The sequence below is a fragment of the Spirillospora sp. NPDC052242 genome (genome assembly GCF_040679555.1).
GTDB lineage: Bacteria > Actinomycetota > Actinomycetes > Streptosporangiales > Streptosporangiaceae > Spirillospora.
Map to the genome: position 1 here is coordinate 39542 of NZ_JBFAUZ010000051.1, position 20983 is coordinate 60524.

Below are 20983 nucleotides of genomic sequence, written 5' to 3' on the forward strand. Positions count from 1 at the left end.
CCGGAGACCCTCCCTGCCCTCTCCAGGCGAACGTGTGCGGACCAGCGGGTGACGGCGGCCCGGGACGGCCGGCTCACCGTCCCTCGGACGCACCTGGCGCTGGTGTCGGCGCCGGCGCCGGGCCTGCTGCCACGAAGGTAGGCGCCCGGCCAGAACCGAGCTTAGGATCGCCGGGTGAAGGTCCGATCTCTCGCATTTCGCACAGATCTCCTGCTCCGCCGTCTGGCCGGCTCGGTCATCGTGGACCACCCGTCTCACCAGGTGGTCCGGACGCCCGCCAACCCGTCCTTCTGGTGGGGCAACTTCGTGCTCGTCGCACCCCACGCGCTTGCAGAGGCTCCCGCCCTGTTCGCGGCGGAATTCCCGGAGGCGTCGCACCTGGCGATCGGGGTGGACGGGACCGAGGGCGAGGCGGGCCGGCACGCAGAATGGGAACGGCTCGGAATCAGCGTCGAGACCGACACGGTCCTCACGGCCTCCTCTCTCAAAGTCCCCGCACGGCCGGCGCAAGCCGACCTGCGCAAGCTGACCGAGGCCGACTGGGAACAGGCGGCCCGCCTGCGGCACGCGTGCGATGAGTCGGAACCCTCGGAGGAGAACACCACGTTCCGGACGGCCAAACTCGCTGAGGAACGACGCCTGTGCGAGGCGGGCGACATCACCTGGTTCGGCGCGTTCGTGGACGGTGAGATGCGCGCGGGCCTGGGCGTCGTCCTCGACGGCCAGGGACTCGCTCGCTACCAGCAGGTCGAGACCCATCCCGCCTTCCGCCGCCGCGGCCTGGCCTCCTCGCTCGTCCACTTCGCCGGAGTGCAGGCCCTGGCCGAGGGAGCCCGAACACTCGTGATCGTCGCAGATCCAGATGCCGAAGCGATCGGGATTTACCGATCACTCGGATTCACCGACACCGAACGCCAAGTCAGGCTTCAGCACACGGCCGACACCCCCTCTGAAGCAAAGCCTCGCGCCACAGAATCCGCCAAGTTGAGTTGAACACCAGACCGACGCAACACGCCCCGACACTTGTCGGATCGCAGCCCAACGCATGACACTCGCGGGCGAGCACTACCTCGGCACGCTGGTGCTCCGCCACCGGCTGACGGCGGCCCTCGCCGACGCGGGCGGCCACATCGGTTACCACGTCGTCTCGCAGTGGCGTCGCCAAGGCCACGCCACCCGAATGCCGGCCGCCGGGCTGGACGAGTGCGCCCGGCGCGGCCTCGCGCGCGTGCTGCTGACCTGCGCGCCGGGCAACGAGGCGCCCCCGCGGTGACGCGCCGGGCCGGGGTCGTGGTCCGGATTAATGGTTTTCCGCTTCGCGGGCCGGAACGGATAATGAGGCCGGTGAAGCTGACTCATTGGCCGATGTTCGGGCTCACCCTGCGGACGCCGCGCCTGGAGCTGCGGCTGCCGGATCTCGCGGAACTCCACGCGCTGGCCGAGCTCGCCGCCGACGGCGTCCACGACCCCGGGACGATGCCCTTCATGACCGCGTGGACGGACGGGACGCCCGAGGAGCGGGCGCGGAACGCGATGCAGTACCACTGGCGGCAGCTCGCGGAATGGACGCCGCGGAAGTGGTGCCTGGACCTGGTCGTGTTCCTCGACGGCCGCGTCGTCGGGACGCAGGGGGTCTCCGCCGCCGAGTTCGCGGTCGTGCGCGAGGTCGGCACGGGGTCGTGGCTCGGGCGGCGCCACCAGGGGCGGGGCATCGGGACGGAGATGCGCGCCGCCGTCCTGGAGCTGGCCTTCGCCGGTCTCGGCGCCGAGACCGCCGCGAGCACGGCGTTCGTCGACAACCCCGCCTCGCTGGCGGTGTCGAAGAAGCTGGGGTACGAGCCGAACGGCGTCGACCGGGTCCGGGTGCACGACGAGATCCGGCGGGACCAGCGGCTCCTGCTCGACCGCGCCGGGTGGGAGCGGCACCGGACGGTGGACGTCGAGATCGCGGGGCTCGAGCCGTGCCTGCCGCTGTTCGGCCTGTGAGGGTGTCGAAGTAGGGTCGGCGGCATGGCGAGTTCGGACGCCCCGGACGTCGAGGTGTTCGAGGGGCAGCGGCCCCGGCTGATGGGGCTCGCGTACCGGATGCTGGGGTCGGCGGCCGAGGCCGAGGACGTCCTGCAGGACGCCTACCTGCGGTGGAGCCGGGCCGATCGCGTCGAGGTGCCGGCGGCGTGGCTGACGACGGTGGTGACGAACCTGTGCCTCAACCGGCTGTCGCTGGCGCGGGTGCGGCGGGAGCGCTACGCGGGCCCGTGGCTGCCGGAGCCGGTGCTGACCGCGGACGGGGCGCTGGGGCCGCTGGAGACGGTGGAGCAGCGGGAGTCGGTGTCGTTGGGCGTGCTGGTGCTGCTGGAGCGGCTGTCCCCCGCGGAACGCGCGGTGTTCATCCTGCGGGAGGCGTTCGGGCATCCGCACCGGGAGATCGCGGAGATCCTCGGCATCGGGGAAGACCATTCCCGCCAGCTCCACCGGCGGGCGCGCGCGCACGTCGGGGAGGACGGCCGGAAGCGCGACGTCGACGCCGGACGGCACCGGCGGATCGTCGAGACGTTCTTCGGCGCGACGCTGGACGGGGACGTCGCGGCGCTCGAGCGGCTGCTGGCCGAGGACGTCGTGGCCGTGGCGGACGGCGGCGGCGAGGTGACGGCCTCGCGGCGGCCGGTCACGGGCCGCGCGGCCGTCCTGCGGTATCTGGCCGGGCTCGCGCGGCGGCCGGAGGCCGCGCTGGTGACGTCGCGTGTCGCGGAGGTCAACGGGGAGCCGGCCGTCCTGATCTGGATCGAGGACGCGCTGTACGGCGTCCTGTCGGTGCGGGTCGAGGACGGACGCATCGACCGTGTGCGGACGATCCTGGCTCCGCGCAAGCTCGCGTTCGTCGCCGATCAGCTCGTGTGATCGGCGTCACCCGGCGCGGCCGTCACGGACCGGGCGTCCGTCCGGTTCAGCTTCCGACTCTCAACGAGGAGGAAGCATGACCCACCGCATCGTGGTGCTCGGCGCGGGCTACGCGGGGCTCGGCGCGGCCAAGCGCGCCGCCAAGGCCGCCGGACGGGACGCGCGGGTGACGCTGGTGAACGCGTCCGACCGTTTCGTGGAGCGCGTCCGGCTCCACCAGCTCGCGGCCGGCCAGGACCTGGCGGACCTGCCGCTCGCGGGCCTGCTCGACGGGACGGGCGTCGACCTCGTCGTCGCCCGCGCGGCCGGCCTCGACGTGGACGCCCGGAAGGTCCGGCTGGACGGCGGCGCCGAGCTCGGCTACGACACGCTCGTCTACGCGCTCGGCAGCGCCACCGACCTGGACGCGGTGCCGGGGGCGCGCGAGCACGCGCTGACGGTCGCGGGCGCCGCGGAGGCCGGGCTGCTGCGGGACCGGCTGCCGGGCCTCGCGTCGGTGACCGTGGTCGGCGGCGGCCTGACCGGCATCGAGGCGGCGACCGAGCTGGCCGAGTCCCGGCCGGGGCTGCGCGTCGGCCTGGTGACCGACGGGCCGCTCGGCGCGAGCCTCGGCTCCCGCGCGCGCCGCTACCTGCACCGGACGTTCGAGCGGATGGGCGTCGCGGTGCACGAGGACACGCCGGTCGCCGAGGTCGCCGCGGGCGGCCTGACGCTGCGGGACGGGCGGGACCTGCCGGCGGACGCGGTCGTGTGGACCGCCGGGTTCCGCGGCCCGCCGCTGGCCGCCACCGCCGGCCTGGACGTGGACGAGGGCGGGCGCGTCCGCGTGGACGGGACGCTGCGGGCGCTGAGCCACCCGGACGTGATCGCCGTCGGGGACGCCGCCGTGCTGCCCGTGCGGAACCGCATGTCGCGGATGTCCTGCCAGATCGGCGTCCAGATGGGCCTGCAGGGCGGGACGGCCGCCGCGGCCCTCGCCCGCGGCCGCGAACCCGGACGGGCGCGGCTGCGGTACGTCGGGCAGTGCATCAGCCTGGGGCGCCGCGACGCGCTCATCCAGTTCAGCCACGCCGACGACACGCCGATCGAGCGGGCTGTCCTGACCGGGCGCGCGGCGGCGCGCGTCAAGGAGGTGATCGTGCGCGGCACGGTGCTCACGATGCGGCACCCCGGCGTGATGGCGCGGGCACGCTGACGAGCAGGGCGGTGACGTTGTCCGCGCCGCCCGCGTCGAGCGCGCGGCCGACGAGGGCGCGCGCGTCGTCCAGCGGGCTCCCGCCCGGCATGGCGGCCCGCAGCGGGGCGGGGTCGGGCAGGTACCGCCACAGCCCGTCGGTGCAGAGCAGCAGGCGGCCCGCGCCGCCGGGGCGCAGGCTGCGGCAGCGGGGTTCCGGTTCCCCCGCGTCGGCGCCGAGCCAGGCGGCGATCGCGTCGTGCTCCCCGACGTCGTCCTCGGTGAGCGCGGTGCCGGGGCCCTCGTCGGGGAGCCAGTAGGCGCGGCTGTCGCCGATCCAGCTCGCCCACAGGCCGTCCGGTCCGGCGACGCCCGCGACGTACGTGCACGCCGGGGCGGACCGGACGGACGTCGCGAGCGCGGCGACGGCGCGGCCCGCGCGGGCGGCGGCCTCGTCCAGCGCGGTCTCGGGCAGGACGCCGGCGGGGAGCCGGGCGGCGAGGACGGCCGCGGCCGTGTCGGCGGCGACCCGGGCCGCCCGGTCGGCGCGGGGCGCCATGGAGACGCCGTCGCAGACGACGCCGATCGTCCACGGCCCGGCGGCGACAAGGGCCATCGCGTCGGCGTTGACGTCCCGGCGGCCGCGGTCGGCGACCCCGGCGGCGCCGGGGACGGCCGTCTCCAGGTGGGCGCGGTAGGCGGGCTGCGCGGCCCCGCAGTCCCAGCAGCGGCCGTCGGGCGCGACGGTCCCGCCGCACTGCACACAGGGCATGACGGGAAAATAGCTTGCCGGGCGGACGAACCGCATGAGACCGTGCGTCCGCTCCCACGAAAGGACGATCGATGCGCCACCCGGTTCTCCGCACGGCCGCGACGGACGCCTCGGCGGCGGAGCGCGCCGCGCCCTGACCGGGCGCGCGGCCCGCGCTCCACGGCGCCGAGGCGAGCCCCCGACGGCCCGTCCCTCGCGGAGCCCGACGGCTCCGCCGCGTCGAATCGTGGAGTCACGTGTCCTCGCATCCCCCTTCCGCGGCGCCCGCGCGCCGCGCCGAGCCGGCCCCGCCGAGCCGCCGGCTCGTCTTCCTTCTCGCGCTGACCTGCGGTGTCGCGGTCGGCAACCTCTACTTCCCGCAGGCGGTCGGCCCGCTGGTCGCGGACGGCCTCGGCGTCTCCCCCGGCGCGGCGGCGCTGGTGGTGACGGCCGCGCAGTTCGGCTACGCGGCCGGGAACTTCCTGCTGGTGCCGCTCGGCGACCGGATCCCGCACCGGACGCTGATCGTCGTGCTGCTCGCCCTGACCGGGGTCGGGCTGCTGGCGGCGGCCGGGTCCCCGGCGCTGCCGCCGCTGCTCGGCGCGAGCGCGTTCGTCGGGCTCACGACGGTGGTCGCGCAGGTGATCGCGCCGATGGCGGCCGGGCTGGTGACCGACGAGCGGCGCGGCGCCGTGCTGGGGACGCTGCTGAGCGGGTCGATCGGCGGGATCCTGCTGGCCCGCGCCTTCGGCGGCGTCGTCGGCGAGCGGCTCGGCTGGCGCGGCCCGTACGCGGTGTCGGCGGCGGCCGCGCTGGCGCTGGCGATCGTGCTGGCGGCCGCGCTGCCGGCGGCGCGGCCGCCCGCCCGGGTGCCGTACCGGACGCTGCTCGCGGCGGCGCCGCGGCTGCTGCGCCGCGAGCCCGCGCTGCGGCGTTCGTGCCTGTACCAGGCGACCGTCTTCGGCGGGTTCCAGGCGGTGTGGACGGGCGTCGCGCTCTACCTGACGGGTCCCGAGTACCGGCTCGGGGCGTCCGCCGTCGGCGTGCTGGCCCTGGCCGGCGGGGTGACGATGGCGTGCACGCCGGCCGCCGGACGGCTCGTCGACCGGCGGGGCGCGGACGCGGTGAGCCTCGCCGCGATCGCGGGGACGATCGCGTCCGCGGGCGTCCTCGCGCTGGGCGTCCTCGGCGGCACGGCGGGGCTCGTGGCGCTGGGGGCGGGCACGCTGCTGCTCGACGTCGCGATGCAGGCCGGGATGGTGGCGAACCAGGCGCGCATCTTCGCGCTCCGGCCGGACGCGCGCAGCCGCGTCAACACGGCGTACATGACGTGCGCGTTCCTCGGCGGCAGCACCGGTTCGTGGCTGGGCGCCCGCGCGTACGCGGCGTTCGGCTGGCCGGGCGTCTGCGGGCTGGTGGCCGCGCTGGCGGCGGTCGCGCTGGCCCGTCACCTCCACCACCTGTGCAGTTCTCATTATCGATAATGATAAAGTGCATTCGTGAGCACATCGAAGGAGCGGTGGGAGGAGCTGGCGCTCCACCCGGTACGGCTGCGGATCCTGCGCTCGGTCGCCGCCGGGCGCCGCACGACGCGGGAGATCGCCGGGATGCTGCCGGACGTCCCGCAGGCGACCCTGTACCGGCACCTGGCCGCGCTCGCCAAGGGCGGCCTGCTGGAGGCGACCGAGGAGCGGCGGATCGGGCAGGAGCGCGTCTACACGCTGCCGCCCGGCGGGGCACGGCTCGACCCCGAGCAGCTGGCCGCGGCGACCGCCGCGGACCACGGGCGGTACTTCACCGCGTTCGTCTCCAGCCTCCTGGCCGAGTTCTCCCGCTACCTGGCGCGCGACGAGATCGACATCGTCGCCGACGGCGTCGGCTACCAGCAGGTCGTGCTGAACCTGGACGACGCGGAGTTCGCCGAGTTCGCGCGCGGCTTCACCGAACTCGTCGGCCCGCTCCTCGCCAACGAGCCGGGCGGGGGACGGACGCCGCGCCTGCTCGCGAGCGTCCTCATGCCCGTCGACCCGCCCGACAAGGCGCCCGCCGGCGAACCCGGCGAAACGCCCGACGACACCTGACGGCCCGAACCCGGGCCGCGACGAGAAAGGCGATGCCATGGCCGAAGTGAAGGTCGCCCGCGACCGCATCGACATCGAGTTCAGCGCGTGGGAGCGGACCTGGACGCGCCGCGGCCGGGTCACCGTCCCGCTCGCCGCCGCGGACCGCCGGGGCCGGACGTGACCGGGCCGCGGGCCGAGGCGACGCGGGCCGAGGCGACGCGGATCGAGGTGAACGGGCTGACCAAGCGGTTCGGCGACGTCGTCGCCGTGGACGGCGCCGGCTTCACCGCCGAGCCGGGCCGGGTCACCGGCTTCCTCGGCCCGAACGGCGCCGGGAAGACCACGACGATGCGGATGATCGTCGGCCTCGTCGCGCCGACGTCCGGGTCGGCGACGATCGGGGGGCGGCGCTACCGCGACATCCCGAACCCGTCGGCGACGGTCGGCGCGGTGTTCGACGCCGCGACGTTCCACCCGGCGCATTCGGCGCGCGACCATCTGCGCGTGTACGCGGCGATGGGCGGGCACCCGGACGGGCGCGTCGACGAACTGCTCGACGTCCTCGGGCTCGCCGCGGCCGCGCACCGCCGGACCGGCGGCTTCTCCACCGGCATGCGGCAGCGGCTGAACCTCGCGACCGCGCTGCTGGGCGATCCGCGGGTGCTGCTGCTCGACGAGCCCGGCAACGGCCTGGACCCGGAGGGCACGGCGTGGCTGCGGACGTTCCTGCGCCGCCTCGCCGGCGAGGGCCGCACGATCCTGTTCTCCAGCCACGCGCTCGGCGAGGTGCGGCGGATCGCCGACGACGTCGTGGTGATCCGCGGCGGCCGGGTCGTGACGGCCGGGCCGCTGGACGGGCTCGCGGGCGCGGCATCGGTCGTCCTGGTCCGTTCGCCGGACGCCGCCGAGCTCGCGCGGGCGCTCGTCCGGGAGGCGCCGCCCGGACGTCCCGTGCGCGCCGAACCGGCCGGGCCGGACGCGCCCGAGGAGCTGCGGGTGCACGGGCTGGACGCCGCCGGCGTCGCGGCCCTCGCCGCCGCGCACGGGCTGCGCGTCCACGGCCTGGCCACCGAGGAACTCGACCTGGAGCGGATGTTCCTGGAACTCACCGGAGGCGCGCGATGAACCGGCTGGTCAGGGCGGAGTTCCGCAAGCTGCTGGCCACCCGGGCCTGGCTCGGGACCCTGCTGCTCGGCGGGCTGGCCGGCGGCGGGCTCGTCGGCGTGCTGACCGCCGTCGGCCCGGAGAACTTCGACCCGCCGATGCCGGGCCTGCACACCGCGGAGGGCGTCCGGTCGGTCCTCGGGCTCCTCGGGTACACCGCGATCGTCCCGGCCGCGGTCGGCACGCTGGCGATGGCGTCGGAGTACCGGCACCGGACGGCGGACGCCACGTTCCTGTTCGCGCCGCGCCGCGGGCGGGTCCTCGCGGCGAAACTGCTGGTCCACGGCGCCGCCGGGGCCGGGTACGGGGCGGTGCTCGCGGGCGCGGCCGCCGCGGCGTTCTTCGGCGTCGCGGCGGCGAAGGGCGTCGACCTGGGGCTGCCCGCGGGGACGATCCTCGCGCTGCTCGCCCGCATCGGCGTGGCGATGGCGGTCTACACGCTGCTCGGCATCGGCATGGGCGCGCTGATCCCGAACCGGACGGCGGCGCTCGGCGTCGTCGTCGGCTACCTGTACGCGGGCGAGACGCTGCTGCTGATGGTGCCGGGCGTCCGGTGGCTCTACCCGTGGCTGCCGGGCGGGGCGACCGCGGCGCTGACCGACTTCACCGCGGTCGCCGACGCCCTCTCGCAGCAGATGGCGACCGATCCCGTCCGGCTGCTGCCGCCGGTGGCGGGCACGCTCGTCCTCCTCGGGTACGCGGCCCTCGCCGCCGCGGCCGCCGTCGCGGCGCCGCTGCGCCGCGACCTCACCTGACCCGCCGCCCGGCCCCGCCCCCGGCACGGGCGCCGGGGCCGGACGGCCGGACGGCCGGACGGTCAGGCGATCAGGCCCGGGATGGTGCTCGGGGTCGCCTCGCCGCCGGCGGCGCGCCGCGACTCGTCGGCGGCCCACTTGAACACGCCGGTCGCCATCAGCGACGGCTCGGCGGCGGCGCGGGCGGCGTACACCTCGGCGCGGGCCCCGTGCAGGGCGGCGTCCTGCGGGTCGGCCTGCACCGCCATCTCCGCGAGGTGCGCGGCCAGCCGCAGGTCGCCGTCCGCGGCGGCGCGGCGGGCGGCGTCGGCGACCTTCGCGGCGCCGCCCGCCAGGTCCGCGACGGCCCGCGCCACGGCGGCGTCCGGGGCGGGCTTGAGGTGCGCGGGGTTGCCGTCGTACCAGCCGCCGTACATGCGCCACAGGTTCCGGACGATGAACTCCGGCTCGTCGTACTTCGCCTGCAGGTAGACGCGGTCGGCGAGGTGCGCGGGCGGGGTCACGGCGTGGACGATCTCGTCGAGGCGGCGGCCCTCGTTGAGCAGGCCGAGGGTCTGGTCGACGATGCTCTCCAGCCACTCGGCCGTCTCCAGGAGCGCCTGCTCGATCCGGTCGGCGCCGAAGATCGGGGCGCCGTGCGACGGCATCATGATCTCCGCGCCGAGCGCGGCCATGCGGCGCAGCGCGTGCGCCCACTCGCGGGGGTAGCGCTGCACCTTCTGCGGGTTGCCGCAGTTGGGGGCGAGCCAGATGAACAGGTCGCCCGGCAGGAGGAGCCTGTGCTCGGGGACGTAGGCGACGGCGGCGTCGTCCGTCTCGCCCTTCGCGTGGAACAGCTCGAACGTGAGGTCGCCGCGGGTGACGGTCAGCGCGTCGCGGAACGTCACGTCCGGGTGCCGGTACTCGGTCGGCCAGCGCAGGTCCGGGATCTGGAACTGCCGCTGGTTGATCACCGCGTTGTACCCGGCGGTGAGGGCGTACCGGTCGAACCGGTCGCGGACGTTCTCGTGCGCGACGACCTGGACGCGCGGGCCGTCCTCGGCGTCGAACGGGTCCATGCCCATGACGTGGTCGACGTGGCCGTGCGAGTAGAACGCGAGGCCCAGCGGGTCGGACGTCCACTCGCGGATCCGGGCGTGCGTCTTCCCGGCGTACGCCTTGTTGCCGGTGTCGAACAGGATCAGCTCGCCGCGCGTGCGGAACGCGATGACGCTGCCGAAGCCGGGCTTCCAGCCGAGCCCGTCGGCGATGTCGATGACGCCCTTCCCGCCCATCCCGGTGTTGGCGATGCTGTCGTCGCTCGCACCGGACCACACCTTGTCGGCATATGCCCTGATGTTCATCTCTTTCCTTTCGTCAGTGCGCGGGAGCCGCCGCCGACGGGCGCGCAGCGTCGAGCGCGGCGCGGTCGCGGGCGGGACGCACGAAGGCGGCGGCCAGCAGACCGCCGACGATCATGAGTGCGGCGCCGAGGTCGAACGCGGCGCGGAAGCCGGCCTCGGCCGTCCCCGCGGCGTCCACGATCGCGCCGGTCAGCACCGGGCCGAGCGCCCCGGCGAGGGACGCCAGCGCGGTCACCGTGCCGAGGACCGCGCCGCGCTGCCGGACGGGCGCGAGCTCGGCCGCCGCGGCCTGCATCAGCCCGAAGAACGAATTGCCGAACGTGTAGGCGACCATCAGCACCGCGATGAACGCCGCTCCCCCGCCCGACCGGGTGACCAGCAGCATCGCGGCGCCCGACAGCACGACCGCGGCGCCGCCGAGGTACCCGAGCGCCGCGCGGCTGGACCGTCCGGCGCGCGTCATCCTGGTCGAGGCGTAGCCGATGGACAGCATCACGACGATGCCGACGACCTGCGTCGCCGCCGCGATGACGCTCGCCCGCTCCAGCTCCATGCCGTGCACCCGCTGCAGGTACTGCGGCAGCCAGGTGATCGCGACCGCCATCGTCCAGTACGCCGCGAAGCCCGCCGCGAGGCCGCCCAGGACGGTGCCGCGGGTGATCAGCCGCAGGTACGGGAAGCGCGGGCCGTCCGCCGCCGCGGCGCGCGCGGAGTACCCGCCCTCGCCGCCCTTCGCCAGCCACAGCCCGACCCACAGCACCCCGAGCAGGCCGGTCACCAGGAACGCCGACCGCCAGCCGACGTTCGTGATCAGCACCGCGAGCGCCGGGGCGCCGAGCGCGACGCCGAACGCGCCGCCGGTCGTCAGCAGCGTGCTGGGCAGCGCCCGCTCCCGGTCGGGGAACCAGCTGAACGCGGTGTGGTTCGCCATCGCGAACGCGGGCCCCTCGGCCATCCCGAGCGTCACCCGGGTGATCATCAGGGTGAGCAGGCCCGCGGCCGGCAGCGCGACCGCGAGCTGGGACGCGCTCCACACGGCGACCAGGCCGACGAGCAGCCACTTCGCGGGCACCCGGTCGGCCAGGAACCCGACCGCGACGCCCGACACGCTGAACAGCAGGAAGAAGACGCTGCCGATCGAGCCGAACTCGGTGTCGGTCAGCCGGAGGTCCGCGCGGATGTGGTCGCCGGCGAGGCCGAGCACGGCCTTGTCCATGAAGTTGATCATCATGAACAGGACGAGCAGGACGACGACCGTCCACGCCCGGCGGGAACTCGACGCGTCGGGGATCGGGGGTTTCGCGGTGGGTGCCATGCGCGCTCCGTCCGTTCTGGTACGGATCACCCTCCCTCCCGGACGCACGCCTCCACAATCGGCGGCCGTCCCGCGTTCACCCGGGATCGCTGTGACATGTCACAATCGCGCTGAAGGGGGGCCGGTCATCGACGAGCGGGAGGCGCGGCGCGTCGCGGCGGCGCTGGCGGCGCGCTGCGAGCCGAAGGTCAACCGGCTCGCGCGCGAGCTGGCCGAGCGGCGGTTCGCCGCCATCCCCGACTACGCCGACCTGCCCGCGGACATGCGCGACCTGGAGATCGCCGCCACCGCCCGGTTCGCCATCCGGCAGTTCCTCGACATGGCCGCCGGAACCCGCGTCGACCACGACGACCTGCGGCTCTTCCTCGAACGCGCCGCCCAGCGCGCCGAGGAGGGCGTCGGCCTCTCCACCCTCCTGTCGACGTACTACATCGGCGCCGAGCTGATCTGGGACGCGCTCGTCGCCGAAGTCCGGCCCGGCGAGCAGGACGCGCTCCCGCTCCTCGCCCGCCTGCAGATCCGCGGGACGAACCGGGTCGTCGCCGCCGTCGCCGACGCGTACCAGGCGGCGCAGGCCGCGATCCAGGACGAGCGCCGCGACGCCCTCCGCGAGATCGCGCGGGCCCTCCTCGCGGGCGAACCGGCGCGCGCCACCGCCGACCGCTACGGCGTCCCGCTCCCCGACTCGTTCCTGGTGCTGAACCTGCCGCCGCCCGAACGCCCCACCGGCGTCGCCGAGCGCCGCCTGCAGCGCCGCGTCCGCGCCGCCCTGGAGGGCTTCGCCGGCGGCGCGCCGCTCACCCTCCTCGACGGCCGCGGCGTCCACGTTCTGCTCCCCCTCCGCGCGGCCGACCGGATGGACGAACTCCGCCGCGCCCTCGCCCGCGCCGAGCCCGTCACCGCCGGCGCGGCCCGCGCCCGCACCGCCGAGATCCCCGGCGCGTCCGCGCGGGCCGCCCGCATCGCCCGGATCGCCCGCGCCACCGGACGTCCGCCCGGCGTCTACGAGCTCGGCGACGTCCTGCTCGACTACCACCTGAGCGGCGCCCCGGACGGCGGCCCCGCGCTCGCCGCGGCCCTCGACCCCCTCGACGACCACCCCGAGCTCCTCGAGACCCTCCGCGCCTTCCTCGACCACGACCTCGACCGGCGCCGCACCGCCGCCGCGCTGACCGTCCACCCGAACACCGTCGACAACCGCCTCGCCCGGACGTCCCGGCTGATCGGCGTCGACCCGCGCACGACCCGCGGCACCCTGCTGTGCGCGACGGCCCTCGCCCTGCGCCGCCTGGGCTGACCCCGCCCCGCGGCGGCCGCCCGGCCCCGCCGCCCGGGGGCGCCGGGCAATGCGAAGGCAAAGTCTGGTGACGATCATGATTCCGCGCGCTGACCCCGGTTTACGCGAGCATGACCCGGGGGTACTTAACGCAACGAGTTCGTGACAGCGAGTGAACGAGCGGACCGCGGGGCGGCAAAGCCCCAGGTCCCGGACGAGAGGAGGCCGAGATGCGACGCACCGCGGGTGACGGCCTCACCGGCGCGGCCGAGGGCGTCCCCGGCACGTCCCGCCCCGGCGCGCGGCGTCCCCCGACGCCGGCCGCGGACGCCGTGCACGGCGGCACACCTCGGGCCCTCGGCCGCACCGGACCGTCCCGTTCCCCGTCCCGCGAGCACCCCGCCCATCACCGGACGCCGGCGCCGTACGCCCCCGCGGCGCCGGCGCTCCCCCGCGGCCGGGCCGGCGGCGCCGTGCCGGACGCCGCCGGCCCGGACCGCACCCCGCCGAGCGCCCCCGCGGGCCCGCGCCCGTCCAGGCACGGCCCCGCACCCGTCCGGTCACCGCCCCGCCGCCACCGCCCGCCCCGAGCGGACGCGGCGCCCGGCGCCACTCGAGGCCCGCCCTCCCCAGGGCCCGGCGGCGCTCCGCAAGCCCGCGAGCACCCGGCCGGCACGCCACGGCGGGTGCGCCCCGGCAGGTGACGGTCGCCCTCGCGGGCACCGTCCCGGCGCCGGCACGGCTCGGGCAGCGGTCCACCGCACGTCGGTTCGCCGCACGTCGGTCAGTGCATGTGCGGGACGGACTGATCCCTCGGTCCTCCCCTGTCGTCCCCTCGGCGGTCGCCTTCCCTCCGGCCGCCGAGGGCTCTCCCGAACATCACGCGGGTGTCGGCGCGGCGCCCGTCCCCGTCCCGCCGTCCGGGTCCGTGCGACCCGGCGGCCCGTCCCTGACAGGAGGTGAGCGACCGGTTCCCAACCCGACCGGCCATGCGCCGGTGACCCGAAGGCGGCCGGTACTCCGTCCGACCCCCGTCTCGGCCGCCACACGCAGTCAGGGATCGCTGCGGAGCCGGGCCCGGGGGGGGGGCGCCCCCCGCCGGGCGGGGCGGGTCAGGCCGCCGCGCCCTCGCGTTCCGGGGCGTCGGCCGCGCGGCGCCGCCCGCCCCAGAGGACGGCGTCCAGCGAGAACCGGCCCGCCCCCGTGAGCGCGAGCAGCAGGGCGACGGCGCCGAGGACGAGGACGAACTCGTAACCGCCGTCGCTCGCGAAGAACCCGGCGTCCTTGTGGACGTACCAGAACGCGCCGGCCATGTTCGCGGCGAGCAGCACGCCGACCAGCGGGACGAGGACGCCCGCGATCAGCGCGGCGCCGCCGAGCAGTTCCAGCCAGGTCGCGAACGTCGCCGCGGCGCCGGGCAGCGGGATGCCGAGGCCGTCGAACATCGCGGTGACGCCGGCGTGCCCGGTGTCGTTGAGCTTCTGCCAGCCGTGCGCGACGAACACCGCGCCGAGGACCAGTCGGCCGATGAGCAGCCCGGCGTGGAGCAGGTCGGGGTGTCGGCGAGACGGGAGCATGCCTCTCCTCCGGTTGAAGGTTCAAATATGAACTAACTGAACGCTACCAGAGGTGGTTGAATTCCAGACCACCTAGAAACTTCAGGTTGGATACAGGCCAACTAGAATCACCGCATGAGCGATGCGGGGGTTCCGCTCGACGACGCGGAGATGCGCGCCTGGCTGGCGTTCCTCGCGGCCGGGCACCTCATGGACCACGAGGTCGAGCGGCAGCTGAAGCGCGACGGCGGGCTCTCGCATCCCGAGTTCGAGGTCCTGGTGCGGCTGAAGTGGGCCGACGGCGGGCGGCTGCGGATGTCCGACCTCGCCCGCGAGGTGATGATCTCCAAGAGCCGGCTGACCTACCAGGTCACGCGGCTCGAACGAGCCGGGTTCGTCCGGCGCGCCGGCTGCGAGACCGACCGGCGGTCGGTGTGGGCGGAGCTGACCGACGAGGGCGCCGCCGCGCTCGAGCGCGTCCGCCCCGGGCACCGCCGCGTCGTCCGGGAGTCGCTGATCGACGTGCTGTCGCGCGAGGAGATCGAACTGCTCGGCGACGCGCTCGGCCGCGTCGCCGACCGCCTGCGGAAGGGGTAGCGTGCGCGACTTCGGCGGGATCGTCGAGCGCTCCCCCGCGCGGGTCGTCCGCCCCGGGTCGGCCGCGGAGGTCGCCGCCGCGCTCCGCGAGGCCGCCGCGGACGGGCTGGCCGCCGTCCCGCGCGGCCTCGGGCACTCCACGTTCGGGCAGTCGCTGACGGGCGGCGTCTCGCTCGACATGCGCGGGCTCGCCGGCGTCCACGCGGTCGGGACGGACGGGCCGCGGGGCGCGCACGCGGTCGTGGACGCCGGGACGACCTGGCGGGAGGTCCTCGACGCGACGCTGCCGCACGGGCTCGCCCCGCCCGTGCTGACCGACCACCTCGACGTCACCGTCGGCGGGACGCTGTCGGCGGGCGGCGTCGGCGGCGGCTCCCACCGGCACGGCCTGCAGGCCGCGAACGTCCTGTCGCTGGACGTCGTCCGGTACGGGCTGGACGCGGAGCGGGGGGCGGTGACGTGCTCCCCCGCCGCCCGGCCGGAGCTGTTCGACGCGGTACGGGCCGGGCTCGGACGGCACGGCGTCATCACCCGGGCCGTGCTGCGGCTGGTCCCCGTGCCCGAGCGCGTGCTGTCCTGCACGATCCCGTGCCGCGACGCCGCCGAGCTGCTGCGGGTGCAGCGCGAGACGCGGGCCGAGCACCTGTCCGGGCAGGCCAAGCCGGCGGACGGCGGCGGGTGGCGGTACGAGGCCAAGGCCGTGCTGCACGGCGGCGCCCCGCCGCCCGGCACCGCCGAGGCCGAGGAGCTGCCCTACCTCGACTTCGCCGACCGGCTCCGCCCGGACGTCGCGGAGCTCGTCGCGCTCGGCGAGTGGGCGCGCCCGCACCCGTGGGGCATGGTGTTCCTGCCCGGGGACCGCGCCGCCGCCGTCATCGAGGCGGAGCTCGCGGCGGCGGACCCGGCCGGCGTGGGCCTCAGCGGCGTCGTCCTGATCAAGGCGCTGCGCACCGGGCGCGTGCCCGGGCTCGCCGTCCCGCCCGACCCCGTCCTGCTCGGGATGCTGCGGACGGCCTCGCCGGGCTGCGCGCCCGTCCCGGCGATGCTCGCCGCCAACCGCGCGCTCCTCACCCGCGCCCGCGCCGTCGGCGGCACCCGCTACCCCGTCGACTCCGTGGACGACGGCACGCCCGCCCCGGGATGACCCCCGGCCCAGCCCGCCGCACGCCGCCGCCGTCGTCCGCCCGACCAGGACCTCGGACGCGCCGCACACGCCAACACCGGCGGAGCACCCGCCCCGCCGGGCCGGGGCCAGGCCGGCGGACGCGGGTCACGAGACCTTGAGGTCACGGAGTCACCAGGTCACGGGGGCACGGCCACGCACGGGCCACGCACGGGCCACGCACGGGGTGAGGGGTTACGACTGCAGGTAGCGCAGGACGGCCAGTACGCGGCGGCTGTACCCGGTGGCGGCCGACAGGTCGAGCTTGTCGAAGATCGCATTGACGTGCTTCTCCACGGCGCTCTGCGAGATGTGCAGGTGCGCGGCGATCGACCCGTTGGTATGCCCCTGCGCCATGTGGCCGAGGACGTCCCGTTCGCGCGGCGTCAGGCGGGCCAGCGGATCGGCGTGCGCGCTGTGCGCGAGCAGCCGCCGGACGACCTCGGGGTCGAACGCTGCGCCGCCCTCGGCGATCCGGTCGAGCGCGTCGAGGAACTCGTCGACCTGCGCGACCCGGTCCTTGAGCAGGTAGCCGACCCCGCCGGTGTCGGCGGTGATCAGCTCGGCGGCGTACCGCTTCTCCACGTACTGCGACAGGACGAGCACCCCGACGCGCGGCCAGCGGCGGCGGATCTCCAGCGCGGCGCGCAGCCCCTCGTCGGTGTGCGTGGGCGGCATCCGCACGTCCACGACGACGACGTCGGGCGGCGCCGCCGCCACGGCGGCGAGCAGCGCGTCGCCGTCGCCGACGGCCGCGGCGATCTCGTGGCCCTCCTCGGCCAGCAGCCGCACCAGGCCCTCGCGCAGCAGCGTCGAGTCCTCGGCGAGCATCACCCGCACGGCAGCTCCGCGGCGATCACGGTAGGTCCGCCGGGCGGGCTGTCCACGGCGAACGTCCCGTCCAGTGCGGCGACCCGGCGGGCCAGCCCGGCCAGCCCCCCGCCGCCGGGGTCGGCGCCCCCGGTCCCGTCGTCCTCGACGCGCACGCCGAGCCTCCCCTCCCGCTCCGCGACGTCGACGCGGACCCGGCCCGCGCCCGAGTGCTTGTTGGCGTTGTTGACGGCCTCGCAGACGACGAAGTACGCGGCGGTCTCGACCGGGTGCGGGGGCCGCTCGGGGACGTCGTAGCCGATCGTCACCGGGACCGCCGACCGTTCGGCGACCGTCTCCAGGGCCGCCCGCAGGCCCTCGCCGTCGAGCGCCGCCGGGAACACGCGCCAGCTCACCTCGCGCAGGTCGTCCAGGGCCCGACGCGACTCCTCGTGCGCCTGCCGCAGCAGTTCGGCGGCCCGTTCCGGGTCGGCGCCGCCCGCGCGGCGGGCCCGCCCGATCAGCATGCCGAGCGCGACGAGCCGCTGCTGGACGCCGTCGTGCAGGTCGCGCTCGATGCGGCGGCGCTCGTCGTCGACGGCGTCCACCACCTGCGCGCGCGTCACCCGCAGTTCGGCGATGCGGCGGCGGTAGGCGTCCAGCGGGCTCGGGCCGAGGCGGCGGCGGGCGGTCGCCCGCTCCAGCGCGACGACCCCGGCGAGCCCCTGGACGGCGATGAACAGCAGCACGATGCCCACGAGGAGCGTGTAGACGACGATCCAGAGGTGCGGCGGGATGCCGTCCATGTAGTCGCCGGTGATCCACCAGCTCGCCATCAGGCCGATGCCCAGGCCCGCGCCGTAGACGATCAGGAACAGGATCGTCCCGCCGAGGAGCCCGATCGGTGCGCGCAGCGCCAGGTAGGCGAGCGCGCGTCCCGGGCCGTCCGCGGCAGCGCTCTCCTCGGCGAAGAACGCCGCGAGCCTGCGCCGTTCCAGTTCCGTGAGCCCGCGGGCGGCGGCGGCGACGGCGTCCGGCACCGGACGTTCGCCGCGCGAGACGGCCAGCGAGAACGGTGCCAGCACGGCCGCGACCAGCAGGAACGCGAGTTCGCCGAGGGCCGTCAGGGTGCCGAGCACGAGCCCGGCGGCCGCGCGCGCGGCCGTCCGCAGGGCGCTGCGCCCGCCGGCGGTACCGGCAGCGGCCGTGCGCTCCCCGGGAACACCGGGAACGTCCTGCGCGGCGAGCCCTCCGTGGAGGTCGGCTCGCCCGGTGCGGTGGCCGGCGACGTCGTCAGAAGGCGCTGTGATCACGCTCGGCGTCTCTCGGACCGACGCGGTGCGCGCCGCCGCCCCCGTTCCCGTCCTTGCGCGACTTGACGATGCGGAAGGCGATGAACACGACGACGGCCAGGGCCACCACCGCGATGACGCCCTTGGAGTAGACGCCGACGTACTCCTCGACCTTGTGCCACTGGTCGCCGAGCCCGTACCCGGCCATCACGAAGATCGTGTTCCAGATCGCGCTGCCGAGGGTGGTGTACAGCAGGAACTTGCTCAGCGGCATGCGCTCCACCCCGGCCGGGATGGAGATGAGGCTGCGGAAGATCGGGATCATGCGGCCGAAGAAGACGGCCTTGGCGCCGTGCTTGGCGAACCACGCCTCGGTGCGGTCGAGGTCCTCGATCTTGACGAGCGGAAGGCGGGCGACGAGCCGGCGGATCCGGTCGCGGCCGATGACCGCCCCGATGCCGTACAGGGCGAGCGCGCCGACGACCGAGCCGACGGTCGTCCAGATCAGGGCGGCGATGAGGTTCATCTTGCCCTGCGACGCGGTGAACCCGGCGAGCGGCAGGATGATCTCGCTGGGCAGCGGCGGGAACAGGTTCTCCAGCGCGATGGCGATGCCCGCGCCCGGCGCGCCCATCTGCTCCATCAGGTCGGTGGCCCAGCCGGCGATGCCGCCCACCGGCTCGCCCTCGGTCGCCGCCAAAAACGTCATTGTGATCATGCCTCGCCACACTAGAGATCCGCCGATACCGCCACCATGGAGCGCACCGCCGACCTTACCGGCCGCGCGCCGCATCCCGGCCCTGCGGAAAACCGCACCCCGCCGCCTCCGCCGCGCGCCGCGCCGGACGGCGGCCGGGGGGCGATGATCGGGGAAAGGCCCGCAACGCCGGGCGGTTCAGCCTAATGTGGAACTCCCCACCGCATGGCGTTTTCAACACCGCCGCACCGATTCAGCGAGGAGCCGCGCACGTGGCCGACGACCTCCCGGAGAACGTTCCGCCCGGCATCGATCCCTCCACCCCGACGTTCGCCCGGGTGTACGACTACTTCCTCGGCGGCAAGGACAACTTCGCCGCCGACCGCGAGGTCGCGGACATGGTGATGCAGCTCGTCCCGGAGGCGCCCGTCGTCGCGCGCGGCAACCGGGTCGCGATCGAGCGGGCGGTGACCTACCTCGCCGGGAAGCTCGGCATCGACCAGTTCGTGGACATCGGGTCCGGGCTGCCCACGTCGTCCAACGTGCACCAGTTCGCCAAGGCCGCCGCCCCGGGCGCCCGCGTCGTGTACGTCGACAACGACCCGATCGTCCTCGCCCACGGCCGGGCGCTTCTCACCGAGACCGGCGTCGCGACGTTCATCCAGGGCGACCTCCACGAGCCGGAAAAGATCTTCACCGATCCGGCGCTGACCGCGCTGATCGACCTCGACCGTCCGGTCGGGGTGATCCTGGCCGCGATCATCCACCACGTGCCCGACGACCGGGATCCGGCGGGCGTCGTCCGCGCGCTGCACGGGTTCCTGCCGTCCGGCAGCCACGTGATGCTCACGCACCTGCACGACGCGGGCGACGACCCGCGCGTCGAGGAGGCGAAGAAGATCCTGCAGTCGGGGCTCGGCGGCTCCTACTTCCGTCCCGCCTCCGAGATCGAGCGGTTCATGGACGGGCTGACGATCCTGGAGCCGGGCGTCGAACTCGTGACCGCGTGGCGGCCGGACGGGCCGGCGGGGCCGCTGGAGCACCCGCTGCACAGCCAGATGGCGGCGGTGCTCGGCCGCAAGGACTGACCGCGCGGGCTCGTGACCGGAACGCCGCCAGGGGGTTCCGGTCACGAGCTTCGCCATTTTCGGACGAGCCTCGCCGGAGATCCGGACAAAGGATCTTTCTGATCGACTTTTCGGTCAGGAAGCCTTCTTGTAGCGTTCGCAGGGTTTTGTGAAGCGCTTTCATGATCCAAAGGAACCCCCGCGATGCCCCTGGCGACTGGCCTGGCCGCCGTGCTGCTCGGCCTGCTCATCCTGCTGGCCGCGACCCGGCACCGTTTCCGGCGTCCGCCCGCCCCGGCGTCCGGGCACCCCGAGTCCCTGACGGCCGTGCTGGAGCCGGGCGAGGAGGAGTACCTCGCGTGGCTCGCCGACCACCACTGGCCGGGCGACGAGTACCTGGAACTCGAGCGGGACTGGCGCGCCGAACTGGGCCTCGACCTCCACGGCGGCGTCCCGGCGGACGGCCCGTTCGAGGCGCTCGAGGCCCCGCTCTGCCCGCGCTGCGCGCTGCGCCGCGAGGACGTGTGGCCGTGCCCGGCGTGCGGCCGGCTGCTCCACTCGTCCTGCGGCCACGGGATGCGGCGCAGGCGCGTCGCCCACCCCTACCGCACCCGCGGAGCCGACTTCGAGGCGGTGATCGCGGAATGGGTCTGCACGGGCTGCGCGTCGGTCGTCGGCCTGGACGTGGACCACGGCGACGAACCGGACCGGCGCTGACATTGCCCGGTACCCCGAACCTTTACACGCTCGTAACGTAAAGAATTCCTCATCTGCTTGCATATTTCGGACGTACGGCGGCATGGTGAAGTATGTCCTTAATCACAGGGACGCCCTGGAGGAATCCCGTGACCGCCCACCCCGACCCGACGACCTGCGCGCACGAGCCGTGCTGCCCCGCCGCCGACGCCCACGACCGGGACGCCGCGCGCACCGTCGCGTACCACCCCGAGCAGGGCTGGAGCCTGCTGTGCAACGGCATCGTCGTCTTCGACGACACCGGAGAGCTGCTCCCCGACGGCCGGGTCGTCGCCCCGCACCGTCCCACCGCGGCCGCCTGACGGCC

The 20983-nt window shown here is 75.3% G+C and carries 23 protein-coding genes; 16 read left to right on the forward strand and 7 right to left on the reverse strand.

What is annotated here, in order from left to right:
• Positions 1-174: 174 nt before the first annotated feature.
• The 5 genes from AB0L25_RS32815 to AB0L25_RS32835 all read left to right on the forward strand — a co-directional run bounded on the left by AB0L25_RS32815 (position 175) and on the right by AB0L25_RS32835 (position 4093).
• Complete coding sequence (locus AB0L25_RS32815) at positions 175-993, forward strand: GNAT family N-acetyltransferase (protein ID WP_500176636.1); 819 nt, start codon at positions 175-177, stop codon at positions 991-993.
• 52 nt (positions 994-1045) lie between these two features.
• Positions 1046-1273, forward strand: a complete 228-nt coding sequence (locus tag AB0L25_RS32820) for a GNAT family N-acetyltransferase (protein WP_500176637.1) — start codon at positions 1046-1048, stop codon at positions 1271-1273.
• 62 nt (positions 1274-1335) lie between these two features.
• Positions 1336-1986 (forward strand): GNAT family N-acetyltransferase, encoded by a 651-nt coding sequence (locus tag AB0L25_RS32825; protein WP_500176638.1) that lies wholly within the window; start codon positions 1336-1338, stop codon positions 1984-1986.
• Between the two features lie 24 nt (positions 1987-2010).
• Entirely contained in the window at positions 2011-2898 is an 888-nt protein-coding gene (gene sigJ / locus AB0L25_RS32830; RefSeq protein WP_500176639.1) for an RNA polymerase sigma factor SigJ, read from the forward strand.
• Positions 2899-2974: 76 nt separating this feature from the next.
• A complete protein-coding gene (locus AB0L25_RS32835; RefSeq protein WP_500176640.1) occupies positions 2975-4093 on the forward strand; it encodes an NAD(P)/FAD-dependent oxidoreductase in 1119 nt (372 codons plus the stop codon).
• On the opposite strand, the gene AB0L25_RS32840 is transcribed toward AB0L25_RS32835, so the two are convergent.
• Positions 4053-4844 carry a PP2C family protein-serine/threonine phosphatase gene (locus tag AB0L25_RS32840; protein WP_500176641.1) on the reverse strand — a complete coding sequence of 264 codons (792 nt, stop codon included), beginning with the start codon at positions 4842-4844 and terminating at the stop codon, positions 4053-4055. The genes AB0L25_RS32835 and AB0L25_RS32840 overlap by 41 nt on opposite strands.
• Before the next feature lie 236 nt (positions 4845-5080).
• Between AB0L25_RS32840 and AB0L25_RS32845 the strand changes: the two genes are divergently transcribed.
• The 5 genes from AB0L25_RS32845 to AB0L25_RS32865 are packed head-to-tail and all read left to right on the forward strand — an operon-like array spanning position 5081 to position 8805.
• Positions 5081-6307, forward strand: a complete 1227-nt coding sequence (locus AB0L25_RS32845) for an MFS transporter (RefSeq protein WP_500176642.1) — start codon at positions 5081-5083, stop codon at positions 6305-6307.
• A gap of 15 nt (positions 6308-6322) precedes the next feature.
• On the forward strand, positions 6323-6904 hold the full coding sequence (locus AB0L25_RS32850) for a helix-turn-helix domain-containing protein (RefSeq protein WP_500176643.1): 582 nt from the start codon (positions 6323-6325) through the stop codon (positions 6902-6904).
• A gap of 37 nt (positions 6905-6941) precedes the next feature.
• Positions 6942-7067, forward strand: coding sequence for a hypothetical protein (locus tag AB0L25_RS32855; RefSeq protein ID WP_500176644.1), 126 nt, complete (start codon positions 6942-6944; stop codon positions 7065-7067).
• Positions 7064-8011, forward strand: a complete 948-nt coding sequence (locus AB0L25_RS32860) for an ATP-binding cassette domain-containing protein (RefSeq protein WP_500176645.1) — start codon at positions 7064-7066, stop codon at positions 8009-8011. The genes AB0L25_RS32855 and AB0L25_RS32860 overlap by 4 nt, the downstream gene beginning before the upstream one ends.
• Positions 8008-8805, forward strand: a complete 798-nt coding sequence (locus tag AB0L25_RS32865; protein WP_500176646.1) for an ABC transporter permease — start codon at positions 8008-8010, stop codon at positions 8803-8805. Before AB0L25_RS32860 ends, AB0L25_RS32865 begins: the two co-directional genes overlap by 4 nt.
• Positions 8806-8867: 62 nt before the next feature.
• On the opposite strand, the gene AB0L25_RS32870 is transcribed toward AB0L25_RS32865, so the two are convergent.
• Positions 8868-10148, reverse strand: a complete 1281-nt coding sequence (locus tag AB0L25_RS32870; RefSeq protein WP_500176647.1) for an alkyl sulfatase dimerization domain-containing protein — start codon at positions 10146-10148, stop codon at positions 8868-8870.
• 13 nt (positions 10149-10161) lie between these two features.
• A complete protein-coding gene (locus AB0L25_RS32875; protein ID WP_500176648.1) occupies positions 10162-11463 on the reverse strand; it encodes an MFS transporter in 1302 nt (433 codons plus the stop codon).
• Positions 11464-11554: 91 nt separating this feature from the next.
• Here AB0L25_RS32875 and AB0L25_RS32880 point away from each other — a divergent pair, with 91 nt between their 5' ends.
• Positions 11555-12760, forward strand: coding sequence for a PucR family transcriptional regulator (locus AB0L25_RS32880; RefSeq protein ID WP_500176649.1), 1206 nt, complete (start codon positions 11555-11557; stop codon positions 12758-12760).
• A 1091-nt stretch (positions 12761-13851) separates the two neighbouring features.
• On the opposite strand, the gene AB0L25_RS32885 is transcribed toward AB0L25_RS32880, so the two are convergent.
• Positions 13852-14316: a DoxX family protein gene (locus AB0L25_RS32885; RefSeq protein WP_500176650.1), complete on the reverse strand. Its 465-nt coding sequence runs from the start codon at positions 14314-14316 to the stop codon at positions 13852-13854.
• Between the two features lie 114 nt (positions 14317-14430).
• Between AB0L25_RS32885 and AB0L25_RS32890 the strand changes: the two genes are divergently transcribed.
• Both AB0L25_RS32890 and AB0L25_RS32895 read left to right on the forward strand, forming a co-directional pair.
• Positions 14431-14892, forward strand: a complete 462-nt coding sequence (locus AB0L25_RS32890; RefSeq protein ID WP_500176651.1) for a MarR family winged helix-turn-helix transcriptional regulator — start codon at positions 14431-14433, stop codon at positions 14890-14892.
• Position 14893: 1 nt separating this feature from the next.
• Positions 14894-16036 carry an FAD-binding protein gene (locus AB0L25_RS32895; protein ID WP_500176652.1) on the forward strand — a complete coding sequence of 381 codons (1143 nt, stop codon included), beginning with the start codon at positions 14894-14896 and terminating at the stop codon, positions 16034-16036.
• 213 nt (positions 16037-16249) lie between these two features.
• Here the strand turns inward: AB0L25_RS32895 and AB0L25_RS32900 are convergent, their stop codons facing one another.
• Genes AB0L25_RS32900 through AB0L25_RS32910 form a run of 3 tightly spaced genes read right to left on the reverse strand, consistent with a single transcriptional unit; the run spans position 16250 to position 18874 of the window.
• On the reverse strand, positions 16250-16894 hold the full coding sequence (locus tag AB0L25_RS32900; protein ID WP_500176653.1) for a response regulator: 645 nt from the start codon (positions 16892-16894) through the stop codon (positions 16250-16252).
• The gene (locus tag AB0L25_RS32905; RefSeq protein WP_500176654.1) at positions 16885-18177 is read right to left on the reverse strand and encodes a sensor histidine kinase; all 1293 of its coding nucleotides are present in this window, start codon (positions 18175-18177) and stop codon (positions 16885-16887) included. Before AB0L25_RS32905 ends, AB0L25_RS32900 begins: the two co-directional genes overlap by 10 nt.
• Positions 18158-18874: a DedA family protein gene (locus tag AB0L25_RS32910; RefSeq protein ID WP_500176655.1), complete on the reverse strand. Its 717-nt coding sequence runs from the start codon at positions 18872-18874 to the stop codon at positions 18158-18160. The genes AB0L25_RS32905 and AB0L25_RS32910 overlap by 20 nt, the downstream gene beginning before the upstream one ends.
• A gap of 251 nt (positions 18875-19125) precedes the next feature.
• Between AB0L25_RS32910 and AB0L25_RS32915 the strand changes: the two genes are divergently transcribed.
• The 3 genes from AB0L25_RS32915 to AB0L25_RS32925 all read left to right on the forward strand — a co-directional run bounded on the left by AB0L25_RS32915 (position 19126) and on the right by AB0L25_RS32925 (position 20978).
• Complete coding sequence (locus tag AB0L25_RS32915) at positions 19126-19941, forward strand: SAM-dependent methyltransferase (RefSeq protein WP_500176656.1); 816 nt, start codon at positions 19126-19128, stop codon at positions 19939-19941.
• Between the two features lie 183 nt (positions 19942-20124).
• Positions 20125-20637: a hypothetical protein gene (locus AB0L25_RS32920; RefSeq protein ID WP_500176657.1), complete on the forward strand. Its 513-nt coding sequence runs from the start codon at positions 20125-20127 to the stop codon at positions 20635-20637.
• 128 nt (positions 20638-20765) lie between these two features.
• Positions 20766-20978 (forward strand): DUF5999 family protein, encoded by a 213-nt coding sequence (locus AB0L25_RS32925; protein WP_500176658.1) that lies wholly within the window; start codon positions 20766-20768, stop codon positions 20976-20978.
• Positions 20979-20983 lie beyond the last annotated feature (5 nt).